The sequence below is a fragment of the Bacillus cereus group sp. BfR-BA-01355 genome (assembly GCF_022663675.1).
Classification (GTDB): domain Bacteria; phylum Bacillota; class Bacilli; order Bacillales; family Bacillaceae_G; genus Bacillus_A; species Bacillus_A thuringiensis_S.
Window position 1 is genome coordinate 36,533 of sequence record NZ_JAKUFY010000020.1, and the last position, 21,328, is coordinate 57,860.

Sequence of the window (21,328 nt, forward strand, 5' to 3'; positions counted from 1 at the left end):
TATAAAGATTTGCATACCAAATAAACCCTATCGGGTTTCATTTTTTGAATTAGGCCGCTTGATCATCAGAAATTGTATAATTGTAAACGACACCTAATATATCAAAGACTGTTTTCTTCTCATACCGATGAGATTTTCGCCCATTTTGCTGTAGGAGGTTGAACAGGCGAATGAGAATCTTTGATAGTTCTTGGATGTCTTTCTGTATGGCTTGATAAATAAGAAAAAATAATCTTTAATCATATATATGGCCTTATATTCACTCAGCTCTCGTTTCTTTTTCATAAGAAGTAATTGACGCATTTGAAACATAGTAGAAGAACAGAGTAGAATGGCGATCAGTTGCCCATACAAATGGCATTCTAATCTTTCTCGTTTTATCTTTTTACAATGGTGAATATGAAAGAATGATTTCCATGTTTTAAATAAAATCTTGATTTGCCAACGTAAAGAGTACCAATCATGTACTTGTCCCATCGGGACAATATCTGTAGAGGTGTTTTTCAGCTAATTTTTGTTTTAATTGATAATACTGTTGGAGTGTATCAGGATGGTTTTTTAGATAATCTCTAAATAAGATATTACTGTTCCATTCTTCACTCCCTAGTTCATAAACGTGCAAATGATGTGTTCCCGCTCTCCATAACCCCTTTCTAAAAAATCTTCTGTTTGGAAACTCTTTATGAAACACATATTCATATGCAATCTTTTTTAAAGGTTCAATAAACTCATCTACTTCTTTTAAATTATGAACTCCAATCATAATATCTAATATTGGTTTAGCTCCTAATCCTTCAACAGATGTACTTCCAATATGTTCAATTGTAATAGCTTTATCTCCCATTATACCTTTTAGAAGCCTTTGTTCTTCTTTAAATTGTAGTGCCCAATCTGGTGTATACTCCTCAATAGCAACTGGTCTTTCCATATTCCTAATCCCCCTTATGTATTTTGCGCTTGAACATAATATCAAATTTATATGAGCAAAGCTACTTCAAATCAATAGAATTTTCATTATGGGGGGATTTTGATTTTTTAGGTTGATGGGCATGGGGTAGCGTCAGGAAAATGCGGATTTACAACGTTAAGGAAATTCCCGTATTAAAAAGCCTAATTTCTCAACATTTATATTGAGAAATTAGGCTTTTTTCGTTGCTCCGTTAAAGCGCCCTATTTTGGAAGATCAAGATAATAATTACTGCCAATAGATAATTGAACTAATGCTCCCGATTATGGAGCAAATCACTATCAAATCCTTCCTTTTTGTTCATTATATATACTCCAAATAAAATAATGATCATGGCACTCCAATCACTTATCAAAATGATTTCGTTTGCTAATAGTGCGCCGATTAATAAGGATATTACAGGTGGTATATAAGTTACTGTGGAGGCTATTATTGCCCCTAAATTATTGACGAGAACATAATAAAGAATGTAAGCTAGCCCTGTTCCTAGAACTCCTAGTCCCACTAATACACCAATCAACGCAACTGAGTCTGATTGAATATTCTCTATACTTTGTAAATCCCCAAAGAGACCAAGTATAATGATTGCAATGGCCACCTGGTAACTCGTTAAAGCTGCGGGAGAAATATTGATTTTTGTTAAATATTTTTTTGCATATACAAAAGAGGCACCAACACTGAGAGACCCAATTAACATATATATGACACCTTTAACGTCAAGAGCTGTATCTCCGTTTTCCCATGGTCTCGCAATAAGTAACACACCAATTAATCCTACAATAACTCCGACTACTCTTTTAACAGTTACCTTTTCTTCTTTTAAAACAAAGAAGGTCATGATTGTAGAAAAAATCGGTATGGACCCACTTAAAGCCCCAGCTATTCCAGAATTCAACAATGCTGTACCTTTCGCAAAACAATAATAGTAAATGATAGTTGCGAGGATAGACATAATTAGAAAGTGGTGTATATATTTTATATGACTTAACTTTATTTGACGTTTAATAAGTGCATAAAGAAATACAGGAATAAAACCAGCTAAAACTCTTAGAAACACAATTTGTAAAGGATCAATATGAACGGCGGCCCATTTCATAAAAAGAAAATTAGTGCCCCAAATAACCCCGAGTGTTAGATAAGCTATATAATAAACGTTGAATTTCATTTGTGTCTTTAGCACTTTTTACTCCCCTTTCACACTTCCCTTTTTGCTTCTTTTTTTGTATAAGAGGAAGACGATAAGAAGTTTAAGGTTTCATGTAATTGATCAGCTGCATAAAAAGCTTCCTGGTCTTTGTATATATCTCCAGGTTTATTTCCTTTCCCAATAATATATCCTTCAAAAGGTAGACCAACAAAGTCAAAGATGTAGTTGAATTGCTGAATTAATGGTAATCCTTTTATAAAAGGAGAATCTCCCCCAACTGCAACTACATAGGCCTTTTTCTTAGACATGATTTTTCGAAAGTCTTTATATTGAGGCTCTCTCATCGTTTGGGACCATCGATCAATAAAGTTCTTCATTGTTCCTGTCATACTGTACCAATAAATCGGTGTCGAAAATATGAGAATATCGTGGTGCACCATTCGATATATTAGGGAGTTATAATCATCACCAACATCTTGAAAGCCGTCTTCAGTGTGGCGCATATCATCTATTGGTTTAATATTGTAATCCCTTAAGTAAATGGAATCTACTTCGAGATCCTTAATAGAACGTTTAGTTAACGTCTCTGTATTTCCATTTGGGCGAGTACCTCCGTAAATAACTGCAATACTCATAATTATTCCACTCCTTTTTTTGACTGTTTATAATTTATAGCTTAAACTACACATATAAATCAGTAAAACAGATTATTTCGTTTGGTTAAATCGATATTTCCGATTTAGGAGGGAGACGAATATGGATATTAAACAACTCATCACTTTTAAGACGGCTACCGAAACTCTTAATTTCACCAAAACAGCTAGTATATTAAACTTTGCTCAATCTAGTGTGACAGCCCAAATTAAAGCATTAGAAGAAGAGCTAGAAAAACCTTTATTTGAACGCTTAGGTAAACGCCTAACATTAACCGAGGCAGGAAAAGAATTTAAAATCTATGCGGAAAAAATCATTAAACTAAATGAAGAAGCAAAAATGGCCATCAGTGGAAATAAAGAACCTTCTGGCACCCTTATCATCGGAGCACAAGAAAGTCAATGTACTTATAGGTTACCTACCATATTAAAAGAATTTAAAGATCGATACCCTAATGTAAAGTTAATATTTAAACCAGCTCATTCCGACGAGTTAGCTAGAAAGCAACTAATGAATGGTATGCTTGATATTGCCTTCATTATGGATATAACGAAACCTGAAGAAGCTTTAACGATAAAACCTTTGATACAAGAAGATATCAAGATGGTGGCTGCTCCAAACCATCCATTAGCTTCGAAGTCAGAGGTTTATCTTAAAGATATTGAGCATGAAACACTGCTATTAACCGAAAGTGGTTGCTCCTACCGTACTCTTTTAGAAAAGTCTTGTCACTCAGCAAAAGTCTACCCAGTAAATAAGTTTGAATTTGGTAGTATCGAAGCCATAAAGCAATGTGTGATTGCAGGATTAGGAATTGCTGCATTACCTACAATGGTTGTTGAAAAAGATATTAAAATGGGGAGAATGGTGGAATTAAAATGGGATAATAATATTCCTCCTATTTTCACCCATATCGCTTGGCATAAGGATAAATGGATGACTCCTCCATTGGAAGATTTTATTGAATTAACTCAAAGAACTTTCAACAGACACAAGATTTAAACATAAAAAATCGCTAAGAGTTTGTTAAACCTAGCAATTTTTTCATGTTAACCAGAATAATCACTTACTGGAAAAAAGAAGCATCAAAAATAATAAAACTCTAAGGCTATCCCTTGCCTTAGAGTTTTATTCTATCTTATTCAATTATCGGGTGCTTAGTTTAAATACACTTTTTACAAACTCTATCTAATTTTATCATAAACTTCCTTAATCATTCCTTACTCCATTATATGGCCCTTAATGGAATAAGGAACGATTTGTTTCTCTTCCGACAGCTTTCTATATATGGGGAAATTAGGTCTTAGCTACAGCCTTACGCGAAATGGGAAGAATAGAAAAAACGATCTTTATTCTTAATTACATATCGGATGAAACTTTAAGAAGAAAAATACAAAGAGGATTGAATAAAGGAGAAGCGATGAATGGACTGGCAAGAGCTATTTTCTTCGGAAAACAAGGAGAGCTTAGGGAACGAACCATACAGCATCAATTGCAAAGAGCCAGTGCTTTAAACATAATTATCAATGCTATCAGTATCTGGAATACCCTACATCTAACAAAAGCAGTTGAATATCAAAAAGAGACAGGTAGTTTTAATGAAGACTTATTGCACCATATGTCACCTTTAGGCTGGGAACATATTAATTTACTAGGAGAATATCATTTTAATTCGGAGAAAGTGCTCTCATTAGATTCTTTAAGACCACTACAACTTTCTTAACGTTGTTAAAAATGGGGGAATCGACTTGGAAAAGGGCTTAGCGTTGTAAATCCGCATTTTCCTGACACTACCCCATGCCCATCAAGCTAATATTTTGAAATACCCCCAAAATAAATATTTTATCCCTTCATAGTTGTCCATGGGAATTCAGCTCATTTTTTTCGTTTTGGGGTAACTCGTTCTTGTTAGCTTGATGGCGATGTGGTGCTACCCCAATATGACCTACAACATGTTGTAGTAAAATCCCCTATTGTTGTAGTAGTAAATGAGGTCATATGTGGTACTAAAAAAGGATAGATAAAGCCGATTATATCTGCGTTATCTATCCTTTTCTCTTACTCCATATAATGTGGAACATTTTATGAGAAATCAGTAACTGAAAGTCCGATAACGCCTTTCGGTGTTTTTAACAAAATTCTTATATTACTAGGCTTATTTACTTCCTATATAATCTCGTACATTGTTTAAGGATACGTTAACCCTTCGGCTTCTTCTGCAGTAATAACTATGTAACGATTTCCCGTTCTTAATCCTAACAGTTCTGCTTTTTCAATCGCCTCTTGCTTCGTCTCCGCATAAGCAGCTAAGTATTTATGTCCACCAATCATTTGGCAAATTACATATTGTTTCATGACTTTCTCCTCTTACTTTTTCATTAGTTGTGCAAGTTTTTTTATACCTATTTCAATTTCTTCTAACGTTGCATATGAATATGATAGGCGCAAAAATTGATTTGCACTTCTATCATACAAAGTACCTGGGTTTAATAAAACCTTTTCTCGCAGAGCTTTATCAAATAAACTACGATATGAAATGGGTACTTTTATATGTACCCATATATAAAACCCACCTGTTGGTTCATGCCAAGTTGCTATTTCACGAAGATATTTATCTAACATTAGTAACATAAAATCTCTTCGTTTTTTCAATTCACTTCTTACAAATCGTAAATGCTCATCATATAGACCATTTGTAAACCACTCTGCTGCAATTTGCTGGGATATAGAGCTTGAACCATAATCTGTTTGCATTTTTATGTCTGACAATCTTTGAATTACTGGCTCGGGTCCAACAATCCATCCAATTCTTAAACCTGGACTAATTACTTTGGACATGCTTCCAATATGTAATACGATTCCATTTTTATCATAGGCTTTTAAAGGTTTTGAACAAGGTGCATCAAACCATAAGTCTTGATACACTGCGTCCTCTATAATAGGTAATCCAATTTCATTACATACTTCCATTATTTCTTTTCGCCTCTTAGTATCCATACTAAAATTCGTCGGATTATGAAAAGACGGAATTGTATATAAAATAGAGGCATTAAATTGCTTCTTATATTTCTCAATAAATGATGGATGTAAGCCACTCTCATCCATTGGGATTCCAATTAAACGTATTCCTGCTGATTGAAAAACATTAAGTGAATATAAATAGGATGGTTTCTCTAATAAGATTGATGCCCCTTTCGAAAGAAGCCCCATAGAAATAAGTTGCAGCGCTTGAATTGCTCCCGAAACAATTAATATAGAGTCAGGAGATACATATACACCATGCCCCTTTAAGTATTCGGAAATCTTTTCCCTTAAATAAAGATTTCCTTTCGGCTCTTCATACCCAAGCGTCACATTTGACTTTAAAAGCTTATTCATAATTTCTTTCATCTTTGTCTCAGGTAAGAGACTCGGCTCGAGCTCACCTGTTCCTAACCGAATTACATGTGGATAAAATTCAGCTTGATTAATCTCTTGAATAGCTGGGAGATTCGGATAATGAACTCCTGTTTCTACATAAGACTGCCAATTAGGCGGGGGTGCGTAAGTTGAAGCATTCTCATTATTATTTACAATAATTGTTCCTTTCCTGCCATTCCCTTCAATATATCCCTTCGCAACTAGTTCATCGAAAGCCATTACAATTGTGCTTCGATTCACACCAAATGTATGGGCCAAATCTCTTTGTGAAGGTAATTTTGTTCCAACGGTCCATTCTCCATTAACGATCCTTTCTTTTATATACGTTTCTATTTGTTTATACAGCGGCGTCGCTAGAGACATATTCGGTTTCCAAACGAATCTTTCCATCATATCACCTTATATTCTTTTTGGTTGGTAACCTCCCCAACCATATGGATGGATACAAATTTTCATTTCTTCTATACAATATACACTATCATAATGAATTAAAATAGGAGGTAATATGATGAGTGAAGCAATTATTCATGGTATCATTCTTGCATTTGGACTTATCATTCCATTAGGTGTACAAAATGTTTTTGTCTTTAACCAAGGTGCGAGCCAACCAAACATTTGGAGGGCAGCCCCTGTAGTATTAACTGCCTCTATATGTGATACGTTACTCATATTGATTGCGGTGCAAGGTGTCTCCCTTGTACTCCTTACTTTTTCTTGGCTAACTAACTCGTTATATATAATTGGATTTTTCTTTCTCCTATATATGGGCTTTGTTATTTGGAGAAGTAACCCTTCCAACGATGTAAAACAAGAAAAAAGTATGCCCTTAAAAAAGCAAATCCTTTTCGCAGCATCAGTCTCATTATTAAATCCACATGCAATTTTAGACACAATCGGTGTAATTGGAACAAATTCTATTCAATACATAGGAAGTGAAAAATGGGCTTTCACACTTGCAACTATTATCGTTTCTTGGATTTGGTTTATAAGCTTAGCTTTAGCGGGGAAATTTCTAAAAAGACTAGACTCAACCGGAAAGGCAATCTTATTATTAAATAAATTTTCTGGTCTCATCATATGGGGTGTCGCGCTTTATATGTTAAAACAAGTTATTTATTCTTAATGAACGTAAGAGAATTGCATGTTACTGAAAACATCATGCAATTCTCTTATAAATTATGAAGTAGGTTCCGGTTTCTGTTTTACCGTCTTTTCATCTTTTGCTGGTTTAATCCAAATGATTGCTATAACAGCACCAATGGCAGCAAAAATACTTGTCAAATAAAACACTTCATGGTCCGCCCCTTTCATAAAAAAAGAATATAAAGGTGGTCCAGCTGCTACACCGATAAATCGCATTGAACTATAAAATGACGTAACCGTTCCCCTTTGCTCCTTTTCAATTCCTTGTGTAATGAGGGCATCTAAACATGGGAGTGCCATACCAATTCCTATCCCCATAATAACAAGACAAAGAAGTAGTAAATAAATCCCTTTTATAAATAAAGGAATGATGACTGATGCAGCTGCCATTAAAAAACCAATATAAATACACTTCTTCATAACATTTTGATTATCTCCAATTTTTTTACCGGCCATATATGAACTAAGTGACAGTACAAGTAACGGGATAGCAAGCACACACCCTTTCCATATACCATGAATGTCATACTTTGATTCCAGTATAGTCGACAAATAAAAGAGAATTCCGAATAAAATAAGCATAATAATTGCACCTAATGCAAAAATGGCAATTAACCATCTTCCCTTTTCTCGAAACGTAGAGATAATAGATTGAATAAACTCTTTTAGTGGTGGTACTTCCCCTTCTTGTTTTTTTGCCTTTACTAATACCAGCAATAAAACAATTGATACGACACATAAAACTGGAATCGCCCAAAATGGTAAGAACCATACAATGGCAGCAAGAGCAGATCCTAAAATAGGGCTCAGCACTTTTCCAAATGTATTGGATGTCTCAATGATTCCCAAACCTGTACTAACTTGTTTTTCATCTTTGTATAAATCACCAACACACGGTATAACAACCGGCATTGCACCAGCAGCACCAATACCTTGAATCGCTCTACCCATTAGTATCCAAATGTAGGGATTATCAACTTTCCAAGATACCCAACCAGTTATCGCTCCTCCTATAGCCGCAATCAGCAAACTCGGAACCATTACCATCTTTCGTCCCCATCTATCTGATAAATAACCAGCAATCGGTATAAGTAAAATGGCTACGATAGAGTAAATTGTAATAATCATGGATACTTGAAACGATGAAATATGTAATTTCTTTTCAATTGTCGGCAAGATTGGAATAAGCATTGAATTCCCTAATGTCATGACAAGTGGAACTGATGCAAGCGCAATTAAACAACAGTTTTCTTTTTTTAACATGTTGATTTCGGAACCTTTCATCATATATTTCTTACCATATAATAGCCCTGCTGGAACATAATTTTCATTCCACCAGGGCTATTACATCTTTAATACTTCCCATTCACAACAAAAGAAATTGGGTAAAATATAGTATTACTTCTATTCTTTGAATTCTGTTCGCTATATATCCATACCAATTAATTGAAAAAAAAAGAAAGGAAGAATCCTTCCTTTCTCCTATAACCTTCTACATTTAGCGAGTATATCCGCCACCAAGCTGTTGTTCTGCCATCGCTACTAGGCGTTTTGTGATTTCACCGCCTACAGAACCGTTTGCACGTGAAGAAGTATCAGCTCCCAGTTGTACACCGAACTCTTGTGCAATTTCATACTTCATTTGATCTAAAGCCGCTTGTGCTCCATGTGATGCTAATTGATTAGAATTACGATTTCTAGCCATTACCAATCACCTCCTTATTTATATATAAATTGTGTAAAATTCAAATTAAAATACATGGAAATTTTTGGTTATTATTTCACGATAAAAAAAGAGCCTCTAAACGAGACTCTCACATCATTTCACATTATGAAGTTACTACTTCTAAATTTCTATTTATTAATACTTTCATTTCTTCTTTTAATATCTCCTTTGAGTTATGTCCAAACCATTCTAAGGAAGCAAAAAGATTCGTATCCCTCACTTCCTGAATAATCTCATCATAATTTACAATACCTTCAAATAACGGAACCATACCAATACGACTTCCTGCTGCAGCATATACATTATTAGGTTCAAACACAGGCAAATAATTCGCTGAAGATATATTCTTAAAATGGTAATGTAATGTCCACGGCTTTAATTGATGGAAACTGTCTATTGGATCTGCGCCAGACTCCCATATATGAAGAAAATCAAGATTTATTTTTAAATTCGGATGATTTACTTCTTCTAATAGTTCTATAGTAGCAGGCAATGTGTCCGTTAGTGTATTGGGATGTGTTTCTAACAGCACATACATATTGTGCTGAGCAAACACATCACAAATCTTATGTATTCGCTTCACATACTCTTTTCTCTCTTGTTCCGAGAAGTCCTCGCTCCCTTTTTGCCCAGCAAACGTGCGAATTTTATTCGTATTAAACCAATTAGCTAGTACTACAAGTTGTTCACTTTTCTCTATCGTTTTTTCAAAATCTGCTGATAATGATATATCTAAGTAATCACTTATCATCGTAATTTCTAAGTTTTTATCCTTTAGAAAATTCAATTCTCGTTCTGTCGTTTCACGTTCTTGCATGTACAAATTTTGTGCATGCGTCCCCCATAATTCAATTCCTTCAAAACCGTTTTCATATGCAAATTGAACAATATCAGTAAATGAAATTAATTGATGACGAAATGAAATGGTACATAGCGAATATTTCATAGCATTAAACTCCCCTATCTTAAATTCAGTTAGCTTATTAAAGAGTTACGACAGACTGATTTGTTTTCATACCTTTCCATGATAGAAACTGTCTCTCTAATTCCTTCTTAATTTGCAGTTCAATTGCATTCATTTCATCCAGTTTTTCAATAATCGATACTAGCATACCTTTATTATTCGTCATTGCCATTTTAATTGCACGATACTGTACATTTGTAAATCCTTGTACAATATCCTCTACCCGATCACACCAATAATCAAATTCTTGCTCCGAATATTGCAACGTTTCACGGAAGTATGCAAAGGCATGCTCATAACTATATTTACGAATTGCAAGTACTGGTATTTGTTTTACTGCTGCTACAAGTCCAGAAAGCGTATACCCTTCTTCCTCATTTGCCATTTTTACAATTACATTTTTTAGTTCCATAGTCAGTTCATTGTCGTTCTTTTTGAATGTTTCTGTGAAATAACTAGCTACTGTTTCTTGCGTTGGCTCCCCAATTCTTTCTATATCAATGAAATACCCTCCACCAAATGGGTTATCTTGAACAGAGTGAAGTACTTTTTCTCTTTCCATATTCCCTTCCCAACGAAAATCAGGATCTAGCATGAACCACTCTTCTTCTTTCTCTGTTTTTGATATCATTAAATAATGCGGAAACGGTTTTTGATGAAATTTATTTTCCCTCTCTGGCAATAAAGACATATCAACCATTACAATGATATAACGATTTTCCGGCTTGTTTTCTACTAATTCTAAAAACATTTCTACATTGCTATCTTTATCTTTTGCATGATCATACCATTCGTTTACTTTAATACCGTACAATTTTTCAAACCAAAGTAAATAATGATCATGGTTAATGTTTTCAGAGTGATATGAAATAATTCCGCCTTCTGTTATATCAAAATCTCCATCCCATAGTCCAAAATAAAATGGACGAAAATCAATGTCGCTACGCCTTTTTATAATTTCACAAAAACAACTCACTAAACAGTGCACTTTAATTGAAGTCATACTCTCATCCACTTTCCTAAAGGTTAGTTATTCACATTTACTTCCTGTAACGGCTGTAACTCCTCCATAAAATCAAGCAAAGATCCTACAGTAAGAAATGCTTTTGGATCTACCTCATCCTCTGGAACGCATAGCTTTAAATCCATTTCTATGTATACAATAAGCTGTAACATCATTACCGAATCTATATATAAATCTTGATTTAAGCGCATCGTTTCTTCTAAATGCGTTACATTTTTCAGTTCCATTTTTTCTATCATAATTTTTAACACGGCATTCTTTAACGCTTCCCGTCTCATGTTGTAACCTCTCCCATCTCTAGTAACTTTCTACTTACTTTTCCCGTTTTATTTTTAGGAATTTCATTTACACTTTCAATTTCATGCGGAACTTTATAAGAAGGTAAGTGCTGAATACACCATTCTCTTATTTGCACTGGATCAACATGAGAGATCACTTTCGCTTTAACTATTTCGCCCATCACAGGATGTTTCCCTCGATATACAATTGCCTCTTGAACACCTTCCAATCGAAGCATTGTTTCTTCTACCTCTATAGGAAAGACTTTTAATCCTGAAACGTTAATTACATCATCCATACGCCCCATAAAATGAATGCCACGCTCAGATTTATACCCTAAATCTTTCGTGAAAATTTCCTTATCGTTCATTTTCACGACGATTTCTTCCGGTGCATTTTCATCTGAACCTATGCTTATACTCGCATGAGGTAGAGGGTTCCCTAAATCTAAATGGCTTGTCATATCATGACATATACTAATACAACCTGCTTCAGAACAACCATATTGCTGCATCATAAATGTTGTCATTTCTTTTAGTTTATAAAATAGTGCTTCTGGCAAAGGCGATCCGGATGTCATAATTTTATGAAACCGAAACGTTCCTAATGGAAAACTCCCCATAATGTGTAACATAAGTGGCACTGCATATATGATATGTTTTTCTGTATTACGAACTATATTTAATGCGAATTTAGGATTTTTGTTCGTAATGATTACAGGCTTGCTCCCCCTCTTAATTGCTGATAACGTACCACATATTAGTCCGTATGAATGTGAAACAGGAGCCATAACGATTGGCACTTCATCTACTCCACAGTTTAAAGCTTCATTATAAGCGGTAATTTCCGTATCAACTTCTGTCCATGCTCTACGAATCAATTTCGGTTCCCCTGTAGTTCCAGAACTATATTGCAATAAAGAAGGCTCTTCTAGTAAAAAGTTCCCTACTTCTAATTTTGTAAAATCCCCATATTCTCCATATAAAATTCCTACACAATTTGCACGCTTTGCCATTTCAATAGCTGTTTCTTTTGGCGTATCTTCATGTATAAGTAATACTGATGATTTCTTTTCTTTTAAGAAAAACACAAGCGTAATAATATCGAATGGATCTTTCAGACAAAGTGCAAATCTATTTCCTTCTGCTTTTTGAAATTGTTCCATTTCCGCATAAACTTGTAATCTCAATTCAAAATCACTTTTGCTATACTCTTGTTTATTAACGATTAGCATAATTTCCCCCTGTAACAACTGATTTTTGTTTCATAAGTTGTCTTACTCTATACAATGGATTTGGAACTTCATGAACAAGCGATTCCACATCCATATATAATCGACGTTTCGTTAATTGTTCAGCATAGAATGTAGGTGCATATAATTGAATATTTTCAAATCTACCTTTCAAATGTGGATATATTCTTAAATGATTTTCAATTTCTTCAACAACCATTATCCAAAAACGTTCTTCTTTCAATCCATATTCATCCGCAAGTACGAACGCTAATTCTCCTAAATTAAACAGGAAAAGTGCATCTAATACCATCTCTTGCAAACATTCGATGCGATCCATTTCAAAGAAATCATTCATTTTTCCATTCGCATATGTTCTATGCATTTTAGTAAAGTCGGGACATTTATCAACTTCTTTCAAATATGGACGATAAAACTCAAGCCCTTCATGAAAATCCTTTAACGCAATACGAACAGGCACCCCTTCTTTATGGACTAGAATCATATTTTGTCCATGTGATTCCAGTGCGATGCCATGCTCTACAACAAGATGTATAACTGGTATCATCGCTTTTTGAATAAGTAATTGTAGCCAATCCTTCATTCCATATTTGTTCAACCATGCATCAATAATTGGTGTACCATCTTTCTCTTTAGCGTATAAACCATTAAAAGGAATTGCGTCCTCTTGTGCATCTAAATACTTGTGAACGCTTTCGCGCCAAATACATCCTAATGAACCATATATAGCTTTCTTATTCGTGTCATACGTTACACTGGAAAACTCCTTTAACAAGATTAAACGTGCTTCATCGCTTAAATAGGCGTCATTACTTACAACATCACTTAACCAATTTGATATTGCTGGTGCACTCACAACAGAATACGGTTTCAACGTACGGAGTGTTGAAGTGTTGAGTAAATTCATCGATAATTTAACGTACGGTTTCTTTGGATTCGTAATATTTCTTACCGTTCTCATTGACTGTTGTGCGCAATACTCATCCTCTGATGTTCCTAAATAAATAATAAATTTACCCTGTATATGATCCGCATAATTTGAAATGATGAAATTCTCCCACTGCCAAGGATGAACAGGTATAAACACGTACTGTTTTGGATTACATCCCCGATTACAAATTCGCTCCATAAACTCTTCTAATTTACGCTCACCAATCTCCTCTATTAAAATTTCGTCATAAATTCCTTCATTCTCATACCCTACACTGGAGTATTTTTTATGCGCTGCAATCCATATGAGTTTTATTGGCTGCATAAATTCATATCCATATTGAAAATTGTCACGATATTGAAATCCAATACGAGCTTTATAACTAGGGTGATATGGATGGCCGTCTATTAAATGGCTTTCAAACTCATCGTAAGATTTTTGATTGTATTCTTTCTTATTATTTCTTTCATATTGTGCAATCGTGTCTTTAAATATTGTTTGTTCTAATTCGTGCATAAAAGAATCTAATTTGGCTTGTTCTACACTAGCAACTCGAAAAACTTCTTCTAGAAATTGCGAGACAGATTGTATTTCTTGCTGTTCATCTTGGACTCTTACTATTAATGAGTCTAAAGAAATACGTCCAAATGTCATCCGTTCCCTGCCATAGCATTTGTACGTGACACTTTTGTCTTCTTCATCAAGTCCTTGTATTATAAAAAGAATTTGTTCTTCTTTTTCTATGCGAACCGGTGTAATAATCCCCTCATAAATTAACGATTCTACTAATTGACGTAGCACTCTTCTTCGTACTGAAATGTAATCTTCTGATTCGAGCGCCTTCAATACTTTCGTATGATACATGTCCACTCTCATAAAACCCTCCACCTTATGACAAAATACCATTATTTGTATTACGTGAAATTTTAACGCTATTTATGAACGAACAGCCACTTCTCTAACGAGCGGATTATGTACTTGCACATAAATTGCTTGCTCTAATGGATTACTTAACTCATCGACATCGAAAAATCTCGTTAGTAAATTTGCTTTACACGCTAACTTATCTTCGTCCAATAATTCTCTTAAAAATGTTGAAGGTTCCCGGTTATACGGAAGGAATGATTCAAGTACAGACCTTAATTCCGAGAGAAGAATTTCCTCCTTAATTAATCCTGCTGTGCCAAAACCATTAATGAGGCCAAACATATGATTGAAAATTAAGTAGTAACGAAATCTCTCATCCACAATATAGTCGTCATATAAATTTCCAGTACGTTCTCCAATACCAGCTAATTCATTATTAAGCATCTCTTTCATTGAATTACAGAAATAAAATCCTTGATTATCACGGAAATAATATTTGACCGGATAACCATCTTTTAGCTGAACAACGCTATTTTGCTGATGAGCTTCTAATGCAACACCATACTGTAAATACATCCATACCATTGGCTTTAAAGAAATATTCATATATCTTCTAAACCACTCTAAGCTTACTTCTTCACAGCTTTTACTTTCTAAATCTGCTAGGCGATGAATAATATTCGATAACCGCGTACGCTCCCCAGGTATAGCATCTTGAACTAGCCCAGCAATTAATGTTGCGTCGTTTGCATGTTCACTATAAAAAGGGTTCTCGCGAATAATCACTTCAAATCCAGATTCTTGTGTTCCATAATTTAATGTAATATAGGCTGGATCACAAATAAAATCAAAGCCTGGAAATCTTTCTCGTACTTCACCAATAGCCGTATTTAACATTTCCTTCCCTTCAAGACCACTCTCAAGTTCTTTCAGTTTATTAATACGCATTGAATTCGTTACTTTCACCGGAAATGAAAACTTAAGCATATACTTCGAATCGGGATGATACAGCGTCCTTAGTGATGATGTTGCCATAAAATACTTACCTACAGGTCCAATATACTCAAGCAATTCTTGAACTATCCAATCCTGTACGTAAGCTTGATGCAAGAGCCATTCTGCCTGAAGCGGATGAATTGGAATTAATGCATATTGATCTTCCTTACAGTACTTCGCTATAAATTCCTTACTAACCATCTCATCATTACTTAATTCTTCTTTTATAATCGTTGTTGTAGAAGCTGATAATAATGATTTTTCATTTACTATACTTTTATGTGCCCGAAAATAATGAAGCTGACATTCTCCTTTTAATTCTGGAGAATACATTTCACTTTTCCAATCCAATATCCCCTGTCTACTCTTTGGTGTAGGATGAGTTAAATGCCCAAATAATAAAGACTGCTCCGCTTCTATAAAAGTTGTATGGAAACCGTATAATGCGGATGTATCTTCTATTCTCTCTTTTATAAATCCCTCAATATTTTGACAACTACGAATGACTCGAAGCATAAGTTCCGCAGGATTCGTTCCTTCTCCGTAGTTGATAGACATCTCTTTTATTAAAAATGTAATAACTGTAACGTAATCTGCTTTAATAACAGAATTACTATCTCCAATTTGATAATAAAATTTTTCTCCAAACAAATGGCGATCTGTTGATGATTTATATATAACTTCTCCATACAAAGTAACGTTCTGTGCCGATAGCCGACAACATAAATATGTGGGGACTGTATCTCTATTCAACGTATTACTGAAGATACTCTTCATTCTTTCATCCTCTGTAATCCATTCTCCACTCCCTGTTTCTCTTAAATAACAGTTTAAAAAGCTTTGTAATGTTGCATGTTCTGCGATTTGTTTCGCATGCTGCATGTTGGTCCTCCTCTTTATATTAAAGCTATCGAAATTTTATATAATAAACGATAATTGAATGTCGTTATCAATTATGATTCTAATTGATAATGATATTCAATTCAAGAGTATATTTCAGAATTTTTTTATCAAATAAAATTTTTCTTTTTTTCTTTCTTTTCTTTAATCTAGTTAAAAGTACACTAGAAAAATTCTTGTTTTCAAACTAATTACCTACTATTTTTAATCCATTTTTTGATGGATTAATAAAAAGGTACACCAAATGAGGTATACCTTTCTCTACGATACGTTTACATAATATTATTATTTGCATCAATCTATATAGCTGTTTGTTTTTGTAACAAATTCAAATCTCTCCAACAATACGCTGTTTCTTCTACCTTTACTCTCTCTAAAAATTTCGTATCAATTTTTTCAGGGTTGAATTTTTCATAAAACTTTTTAGAAGGATTATTCGTAACAACCCAAACTAAAAGAGATTGCATATCATTCTTTACACATTCTGATAGTAACGCTTGAAATAACTTTTGGCCTATTTTCAATCCTTGATACTGTTGTAAAAGATAGATTGCATATAATTCCCCATCACAATTATATGCACCGCTTCTTTCAACTCCCCCATCAATAAATCCGACTATCGTTCCATTTAACGTCTCTGCTACAAATCTATATTGGCATGTATCTTCTTGTTGAAAAATGTTTTCCCATTGTTTTTCTCGTTGCTCATATGTTATATTTTCTAAAAATTCGTCAGCAAATATACCTTTATACGTTGTTTTCCAGCTATCAACATGCACCTTTGCTATACCTCGTATATCATCTTTTATAGCTCTTCTAATATGTATTTCCATCATTTCTCCCCCTTGTTATTCATCATTATATCAATTTATTTCCTTAAAAATCCAAATAAAAAAAGAGCGAATGCACTTCACTCTTTTTTATCATAATTATCTACTTTCCACTTCCACTGAAACAACACGATCAATCTCTTTCAGGGAGCTATATAACTCTGTTGTATATAAATCTTCTGGAGCTAAAATAACCATTTCCAATTGCTGAAATGCTCCACTATCTATATCTTTAATTTTCACTCGTTTCACATGCATACCTAAATTTTTAATTTGCTTAAATATACCATCTAACTCATGATGCTCTTTTACAGTAATTTTTATAGATAAATCCTTTTGTCGTAATGAATACGGACCTGCAATTTTCACAAGTTGTGGAAGTACGTTAATTGCTAAAATAATTAAAATCATAGCAACCGTCGCTTGTAAATAAAAGCCTGCCCCAATTGCTATACCTAAAGCTGAAGCAGCCCACACCATAGAAGCTGTCGTTAATCCAGAAATAACATCATTACTTCTTCGTAAAATAACACCTGCCCCAAGAAAACCAATCCCACTCACAATTTGAGCAGCTAGACGCATTGGATCCATATTTGTATGCCCTGGAACAGAATATACATGTACGGCTTCAATTGAAACCATCGTAATTAAACAACTTGCTACAGAAATAACCATACTTGTTTTCACACCAAGCGGTTTATTCTTTAGCTGCCTATCTATCCCGATGAATAATCCTAAAAAGAGTGCTAAACCTAATTTGAGTAAAAATTCATATGACATATTTCCATTCTCCTTACTTTACAATATTTCCCTTGGAATAATTCACTATAACTCTTTTATGATATCAATTCCAGTCTTTTCTATTCATTCAACATAAAAAACCGAAAAAACATTTGTAACGATGTTTCTCCGGCTTTTTATTATGCTTAAGATTCTTCTTTATTTCTGACCTTTAATCTTAATCTCTGCATCTTTGTAGAATGCTAATTTACTGTCATTATACTCTTTTGTAAATTTGTTAAACTGCTCTTTCGATTTTTGTGCTTCCACATTTAATTCATTAACAGTTTTAACTTTTTCACCGATTTCTTTTAATTTCGTTTCTTTTACTTTTAATTTTTCATACAGTTCTTTTTCAGTCGCTAACACTTTCGTGTAATTTTCATTCATCTTTTTGAATGCATCATAACGATTTTTATACGACTCTTCTACTGCTTTTGCTTGTTTTTGTAACTTCTTATCTTCAATTTTCTCTATATTACTTTGAACAGATTTCGTTTCCTTCTGTGCTTTTTCTAGCATTTCTTTTTCACTTTTCAATACTTTTTCACGGTCATCTACATTTGCAGTAGCTTGCTCTATTTTCTTCACAACTGCTTCATTATGATCTTTACCTTCTTGCAAAATTTGAGCATATAATTCTTGCCCTTGTTTCTCTAACTGCTCTAATTTTTTTGCTTCATCCACTAAAGATTTTTCTTGTGTTGCTGCTGTTTCAAAAGCTGTATATAGATTTTCTTCTGGCTTTTCACCGAAACAACCTGTTAAAAGCCCTACTGATAATGCTCCAACTACTGCTACTTTTCCATACTTCAACGTTCATTCCTCCATTACATACGGTTATCATGCCAGAAGTTCACTGGAAAGTGACTCTCTTCATGATAAGCTTCAAACTCATAACCCTTTTCTTTTAGCCCCTTTAAAATTGCTGGCACAGCAGCAACTGATTGCGGGTGAATATCATGCATTAAAATTACTTCTTGTGGTTTTGTTGCGTTTGTTAAGACATTTTGAGCAATTTGTGCTGCAGCTGCATCAACTGGCATTTTATTGTATTTCCAATCTAATGAATCAATTGTCCAATCCCATACTTTAAATCCGCCTTCTACCACTTTATTTCGAAGACCTTCATTCAATCCAGGCATCGAACCATATGGAGGACGTGTTAATTTAGGTGATTTCCCAATAATATTAGCGATTAAACCTTGATCTTCTTTCATTTCATTTACATACTCGCCATTTTTATATAACTTTGCGAAATTATGTGTCATACTATGCATGCCTACATAATGACCCTCAGCATTTTCACGTTTCACTAAATCAGGAAATTCTTTTACATTCGCTCCAATTAAAAAGAACGTCGCCTTCGCATCATGTTGTTTTAGCGTATTTAATAATTCAGCCGTATATTTCCCTGGCCCATCGTCAAATGTAAGATAAGCAACTTTTCTTTCTTTTCCATTAAAACGACTTGGTGCCGTTTTATTCATTTCAACTTTCGGCTGTTCACTTGCAAGCTGCACTACATTTTCTTGTTTCGCAACAGCTTTTGCTGGTGAAGTAATTGATTGGAACATGTAATACCCAATAGCTACTGCGGCAATCGCTATTAAAACGACTACTATTTGTTTAATTTTTAAAGCTTTTTCCATTCTATCGAATTCCTCTCCCTATTAATCTTATATATAAATCGCCCAATATAATTATACATCTATTTATTTTTATTTCACCATGTAAACAGATTTTTTTGTATTATACTGGGAGTTTTATCAAAAGTATTGTTCCATGTGCTTATAAGACTCAACGTATCTCCATGAAGATCCACCATTTTTTGACGATAGCTAAACCATACTTTCACCTATTACATAATTATTAATCTGGCAAAATAGCTGGTCAATATATGATAAATGATCTTTCGCAATTACTATCTCTTCATCTTTCACCTTAATCGCTTCAATGTGTATGAATATGTAATTGCATTTTGAACAGTCTTTCTTTAACCTGTTTCAATTTCCACCAATTCAATTGTTCTATAAATAGTGATAAATTGAATTTCCTTTCCTTCAACTTTAGGAGCTAATTTCCAAATAGTCCCCTCTAGTATATCGTATAATTACACCTTTTGTTTATATAAATTAAAATGATTTTAGTATAATTTTTCTAGAACAAAAAAACGTTATTAAAAAGTTGCTAATCCACTTCAAAAAAAAGATTGGCAAAAGCCAATCTTTTTTTATTATTCGTTTCGAACTGATTTTGGCGTTACACCTAAATGATCATTTAATTTTTTTGAAATATCTTTTATATTTTTTTCATTTGGAATGTAATAATAAATACCACCGATACGTTTATCTGTACCTTCTATTTGCATTTTTTCCATTTCCAAATTAGTTCCTGCCATATTTTTTGTAATGGCAAGCATATCGTCAAATGTTAAGTTCGTTTTCATGTTTTTATCAACCGCATCTAGTAAAGAGCCCATTTTGCTAATTGATTGAACAGACATCGCTTTTTTGGCAATTGCTTCTATTACAAGTTGCTGTCTCTGTCCACGCATTGCGTCACTATCAATTTTACGCGTTCTTGCAAGTGCAAGTGCTTGTTCTCCATTTAAATGTTGGTAACCTTTTTCTAAATGGATCATACCAGCTTGGTCTTTACTATCTTGTTCAGTGAAAGTAACTGGTACATCAATATCAATACCACCAATTGAATCGACAATTTGTACGAATGATTCAAAGTTAAACTTCACATAATAATCAACAGGGACATTTAAAAATCTTTCCACTGTATCGCGTGTGCTTTCTACGCCACCAAATACGTGAGCATGAGTAATTTTATCTAATTTTTTTCTAGTTGGAATATAAACACGTGAATCACGTGGAATACTTACTAGCTTAACAGACTTATCATCTTTATTAATTGTTGCTAATAAAAGTGCATCTGTTCGAACTGCTTCGCCATATTGGCTTTTTCTCATTTCACTTCCATCTACACCCATGATTAATATTGAAATATTATCCTTTAAAGGTTCAACTTCTTTATCACGCTTTGATGACTTTTCAATTTTTGCATATGCATCATTTACAACTGCTTTTGCTTTATTATATATAAACGAACCATATCCTACTCCTCCAAAAATAAGTAGGAAAAATGGAATTAATATGAACCATTTTATTGACTTTCTTTTAGAACGCTTTTTATTACTTCTCGTATTTTGTTCTAATTCAGAGCTCATACCCATTCGCCTCTCTTTCTCTTTACCAAGTATAATGTAAGTCTATTTATCTTCATATTGAATTTCCTTTCACTAACCTTACAATTTTGTAAGGTTACTACTTAAACCCAATACGTATTCCATTTCACATTATACTCTCGTACTTATTTTTGGCAAGTCACTATTTACCAATTTCAAAAATTTAGCACTTCGCAACATGTGAATTTACAA

At 33.9% G+C, this 21,328-nt stretch carries 20 protein-coding genes and 2 pseudogenes; 3 read left to right on the top strand and 19 right to left on the bottom strand.

Annotated elements, in window-relative coordinates:
- Positions 1-49: 49 nt before the first annotated feature.
- The 4 genes and pseudogenes from MR167_RS09300 to MR167_RS09315 all read right to left on the bottom strand — a co-directional run.
- A pseudogene (locus MR167_RS09300) lies at positions 50-507 on the bottom strand (transposase); the annotation flags it as partial.
- Positions 461-928 (bottom strand): GrpB family protein, encoded by a 468-nt coding sequence (locus tag MR167_RS09305; RefSeq protein WP_242314435.1) that lies wholly within the window; start codon positions 926-928, stop codon positions 461-463. The gene MR167_RS09305 and the pseudogene MR167_RS09300, both read right to left, overlap by 47 nt.
- Before the next feature lie 289 nt (positions 929-1,217).
- Positions 1,218-2,147: a DMT family transporter gene (locus MR167_RS09310; RefSeq protein ID WP_000921229.1), complete on the bottom strand. Its 930-nt coding sequence runs from the start codon at positions 2,145-2,147 to the stop codon at positions 1,218-1,220.
- Between the two features lie 14 nt (positions 2,148-2,161).
- Positions 2,162-2,749, bottom strand: a complete 588-nt coding sequence (locus MR167_RS09315; RefSeq protein ID WP_242314437.1) for a flavodoxin family protein — start codon at positions 2,747-2,749, stop codon at positions 2,162-2,164.
- Between the two features lie 121 nt (positions 2,750-2,870).
- Between MR167_RS09315 and MR167_RS09320 the strand changes: the two genes are divergently transcribed.
- Positions 2,871-3,770: a LysR family transcriptional regulator gene (locus MR167_RS09320; RefSeq protein ID WP_000351941.1), complete on the top strand. Its 900-nt coding sequence runs from the start codon at positions 2,871-2,873 to the stop codon at positions 3,768-3,770.
- Between the two features lie 301 nt (positions 3,771-4,071).
- Positions 4,072-4,491: pseudogene (locus MR167_RS09325) on the top strand (Tn3 family transposase); the annotation flags it as partial.
- A 464-nt stretch (positions 4,492-4,955) separates the two neighbouring features.
- Here the strand turns inward: MR167_RS09325 and MR167_RS09330 are convergent.
- Both MR167_RS09330 and MR167_RS09335 read right to left on the bottom strand, forming a co-directional pair.
- Entirely contained in the window at positions 4,956-5,123 is a 168-nt protein-coding gene (locus MR167_RS09330; protein WP_000816388.1) for a DUF3933 family protein, read from the bottom strand.
- Between the two features lie 12 nt (positions 5,124-5,135).
- Positions 5,136-6,578 (bottom strand): aminotransferase-like domain-containing protein, encoded by a 1,443-nt coding sequence (locus tag MR167_RS09335; protein WP_242314439.1) that lies wholly within the window; start codon positions 6,576-6,578, stop codon positions 5,136-5,138.
- A 118-nt stretch (positions 6,579-6,696) separates the two neighbouring features.
- On the opposite strand from MR167_RS09335, the gene MR167_RS09340 reads away from it, so the two are divergent.
- Positions 6,697-7,311, top strand: coding sequence for a LysE/ArgO family amino acid transporter (locus tag MR167_RS09340; protein WP_001287302.1), 615 nt, complete (start codon positions 6,697-6,699; stop codon positions 7,309-7,311).
- Positions 7,312-7,364: 53 nt separating this feature from the next.
- Here MR167_RS09340 and bcbE read toward each other — a convergent pair whose 3' ends face one another.
- The 13 genes from bcbE to MR167_RS09405 form a co-directional block, all read right to left on the bottom strand.
- Positions 7,365-8,594, bottom strand: coding sequence for a bacillibactin exporter BcbE (gene bcbE, locus MR167_RS09345; RefSeq protein ID WP_002083274.1), 1,230 nt, complete (start codon positions 8,592-8,594; stop codon positions 7,365-7,367).
- 235 nt (positions 8,595-8,829) lie between these two features.
- Positions 8,830-9,036: an alpha/beta-type small acid-soluble spore protein gene (locus MR167_RS09350; protein WP_000113545.1), complete on the bottom strand. Its 207-nt coding sequence runs from the start codon at positions 9,034-9,036 to the stop codon at positions 8,830-8,832.
- Positions 9,037-9,160: 124 nt separating this feature from the next.
- Positions 9,161-10,003 (bottom strand): sugar phosphate isomerase/epimerase family protein, encoded by an 843-nt coding sequence (locus MR167_RS09355; protein WP_242314440.1) that lies wholly within the window; start codon positions 10,001-10,003, stop codon positions 9,161-9,163.
- 37 nt (positions 10,004-10,040) lie between these two features.
- Positions 10,041-11,024, bottom strand: a complete 984-nt coding sequence (locus MR167_RS09360) for a DUF6005 family protein (protein WP_000200700.1) — start codon at positions 11,022-11,024, stop codon at positions 10,041-10,043.
- Positions 11,025-11,047: 23 nt separating this feature from the next.
- Positions 11,048-11,323 (bottom strand): petrobactin biosynthesis protein AsbD, encoded by a 276-nt coding sequence (gene asbD, locus MR167_RS09365; RefSeq protein ID WP_001250559.1) that lies wholly within the window; start codon positions 11,321-11,323, stop codon positions 11,048-11,050.
- Positions 11,320-12,558: an AMP-binding protein gene (locus tag MR167_RS09370; RefSeq protein ID WP_000909565.1), complete on the bottom strand. Its 1,239-nt coding sequence runs from the start codon at positions 12,556-12,558 to the stop codon at positions 11,320-11,322. The genes asbD and MR167_RS09370 overlap by 4 nt, the downstream gene beginning before the upstream one ends.
- A complete protein-coding gene (locus MR167_RS09375; protein WP_242314441.1) occupies positions 12,545-14,383 on the bottom strand; it encodes an IucA/IucC family protein in 1,839 nt (612 codons plus the stop codon). Before MR167_RS09375 ends, MR167_RS09370 begins: the two co-directional genes overlap by 14 nt.
- Before the next feature lie 60 nt (positions 14,384-14,443).
- Entirely contained in the window at positions 14,444-16,252 is a 1,809-nt protein-coding gene (locus tag MR167_RS09380) for an IucA/IucC family protein (RefSeq protein ID WP_242314442.1), read from the bottom strand.
- 317 nt (positions 16,253-16,569) lie between these two features.
- Positions 16,570-17,103: a GNAT family N-acetyltransferase gene (locus MR167_RS09385; RefSeq protein WP_000402427.1), complete on the bottom strand. Its 534-nt coding sequence runs from the start codon at positions 17,101-17,103 to the stop codon at positions 16,570-16,572.
- Between the two features lie 96 nt (positions 17,104-17,199).
- On the bottom strand, positions 17,200-17,880 hold the full coding sequence (locus MR167_RS09390) for an MgtC/SapB family protein (protein WP_000119503.1): 681 nt from the start codon (positions 17,878-17,880) through the stop codon (positions 17,200-17,202).
- A 159-nt stretch (positions 17,881-18,039) separates the two neighbouring features.
- Positions 18,040-18,696: a YkyA family protein gene (locus tag MR167_RS09395; RefSeq protein WP_242314443.1), complete on the bottom strand. Its 657-nt coding sequence runs from the start codon at positions 18,694-18,696 to the stop codon at positions 18,040-18,042.
- Between the two features lie 14 nt (positions 18,697-18,710).
- Complete coding sequence (locus MR167_RS09400) at positions 18,711-19,532, bottom strand: peptidoglycan-N-acetylglucosamine deacetylase (protein WP_000409482.1); 822 nt, start codon at positions 19,530-19,532, stop codon at positions 18,711-18,713.
- A gap of 584 nt (positions 19,533-20,116) precedes the next feature.
- The gene (locus tag MR167_RS09405; RefSeq protein WP_002083270.1) at positions 20,117-21,118 is read right to left on the bottom strand and encodes an LCP family protein; all 1,002 of its coding nucleotides are present in this window, start codon (positions 21,116-21,118) and stop codon (positions 20,117-20,119) included.
- Positions 21,119-21,328 lie beyond the last annotated feature (210 nt).

Excerpts from the sequence above, each read along its gene's own strand:
- MR167_RS09375 (WP_242314441.1), bottom strand. The coding sequence starts at position 14,383 with ATGAGAGTGGACATGTATCATACGAAAGTATTGAAGGCGCTCGAATCA.
- MR167_RS09340 (WP_001287302.1), top strand. The coding sequence starts at position 6,697 with ATGAGTGAAGCAATTATTCATGGTATCATTCTTGCATTTGGACTTATC.
- MR167_RS09380 (WP_242314442.1), bottom strand. The coding sequence starts at position 16,252 with ATGCAGCATGCGAAACAAATCGCAGAACATGCAACATTACAAAGCTTT.
- MR167_RS09385 (WP_000402427.1), bottom strand. The coding sequence starts at position 17,103 with ATGGAAATACATATTAGAAGAGCTATAAAAGATGATATACGAGGTATA.
- MR167_RS09400 (WP_000409482.1), bottom strand. The coding sequence starts at position 19,532 with ATGGAAAAAGCTTTAAAAATTAAACAAATAGTAGTCGTTTTAATAGCG.
- asbD (WP_001250559.1), bottom strand. The coding sequence starts at position 11,323 with ATGAGACGGGAAGCGTTAAAGAATGCCGTGTTAAAAATTATGATAGAA.
- MR167_RS09305 (WP_242314435.1), bottom strand. The coding sequence starts at position 928 with ATGGAAAGACCAGTTGCTATTGAGGAGTATACACCAGATTGGGCACTA.
- MR167_RS09390 (WP_000119503.1), bottom strand. The coding sequence starts at position 17,880 with ATGTCATATGAATTTTTACTCAAATTAGGTTTAGCACTCTTTTTAGGA.
- MR167_RS09355 (WP_242314440.1), bottom strand. The coding sequence starts at position 10,003 with ATGAAATATTCGCTATGTACCATTTCATTTCGTCATCAATTAATTTCA.
- MR167_RS09350 (WP_000113545.1), bottom strand. The coding sequence starts at position 9,036 with ATGGCTAGAAATCGTAATTCTAATCAATTAGCATCACATGGAGCACAA.
- bcbE (WP_002083274.1), bottom strand. The coding sequence starts at position 8,594 with ATGTTAAAAAAAGAAAACTGTTGTTTAATTGCGCTTGCATCAGTTCCA.
- MR167_RS09320 (WP_000351941.1), top strand. The coding sequence starts at position 2,871 with ATGGATATTAAACAACTCATCACTTTTAAGACGGCTACCGAAACTCTT.
- MR167_RS09405 (WP_002083270.1), bottom strand. The coding sequence starts at position 21,118 with ATGAGCTCTGAATTAGAACAAAATACGAGAAGTAATAAAAAGCGTTCT.
- MR167_RS09315 (WP_242314437.1), bottom strand. The coding sequence starts at position 2,749 with ATGAGTATTGCAGTTATTTACGGAGGTACTCGCCCAAATGGAAATACA.
- MR167_RS09335 (WP_242314439.1), bottom strand. The coding sequence starts at position 6,578 with ATGGAAAGATTCGTTTGGAAACCGAATATGTCTCTAGCGACGCCGCTG.
- MR167_RS09370 (WP_000909565.1), bottom strand. The coding sequence starts at position 12,558 with ATGCTAATCGTTAATAAACAAGAGTATAGCAAAAGTGATTTTGAATTG.
- MR167_RS09360 (WP_000200700.1), bottom strand. The coding sequence starts at position 11,024 with ATGACTTCAATTAAAGTGCACTGTTTAGTGAGTTGTTTTTGTGAAATT.
- MR167_RS09330 (WP_000816388.1), bottom strand. The coding sequence starts at position 5,123 with ATGAAACAATATGTAATTTGCCAAATGATTGGTGGACATAAATACTTA.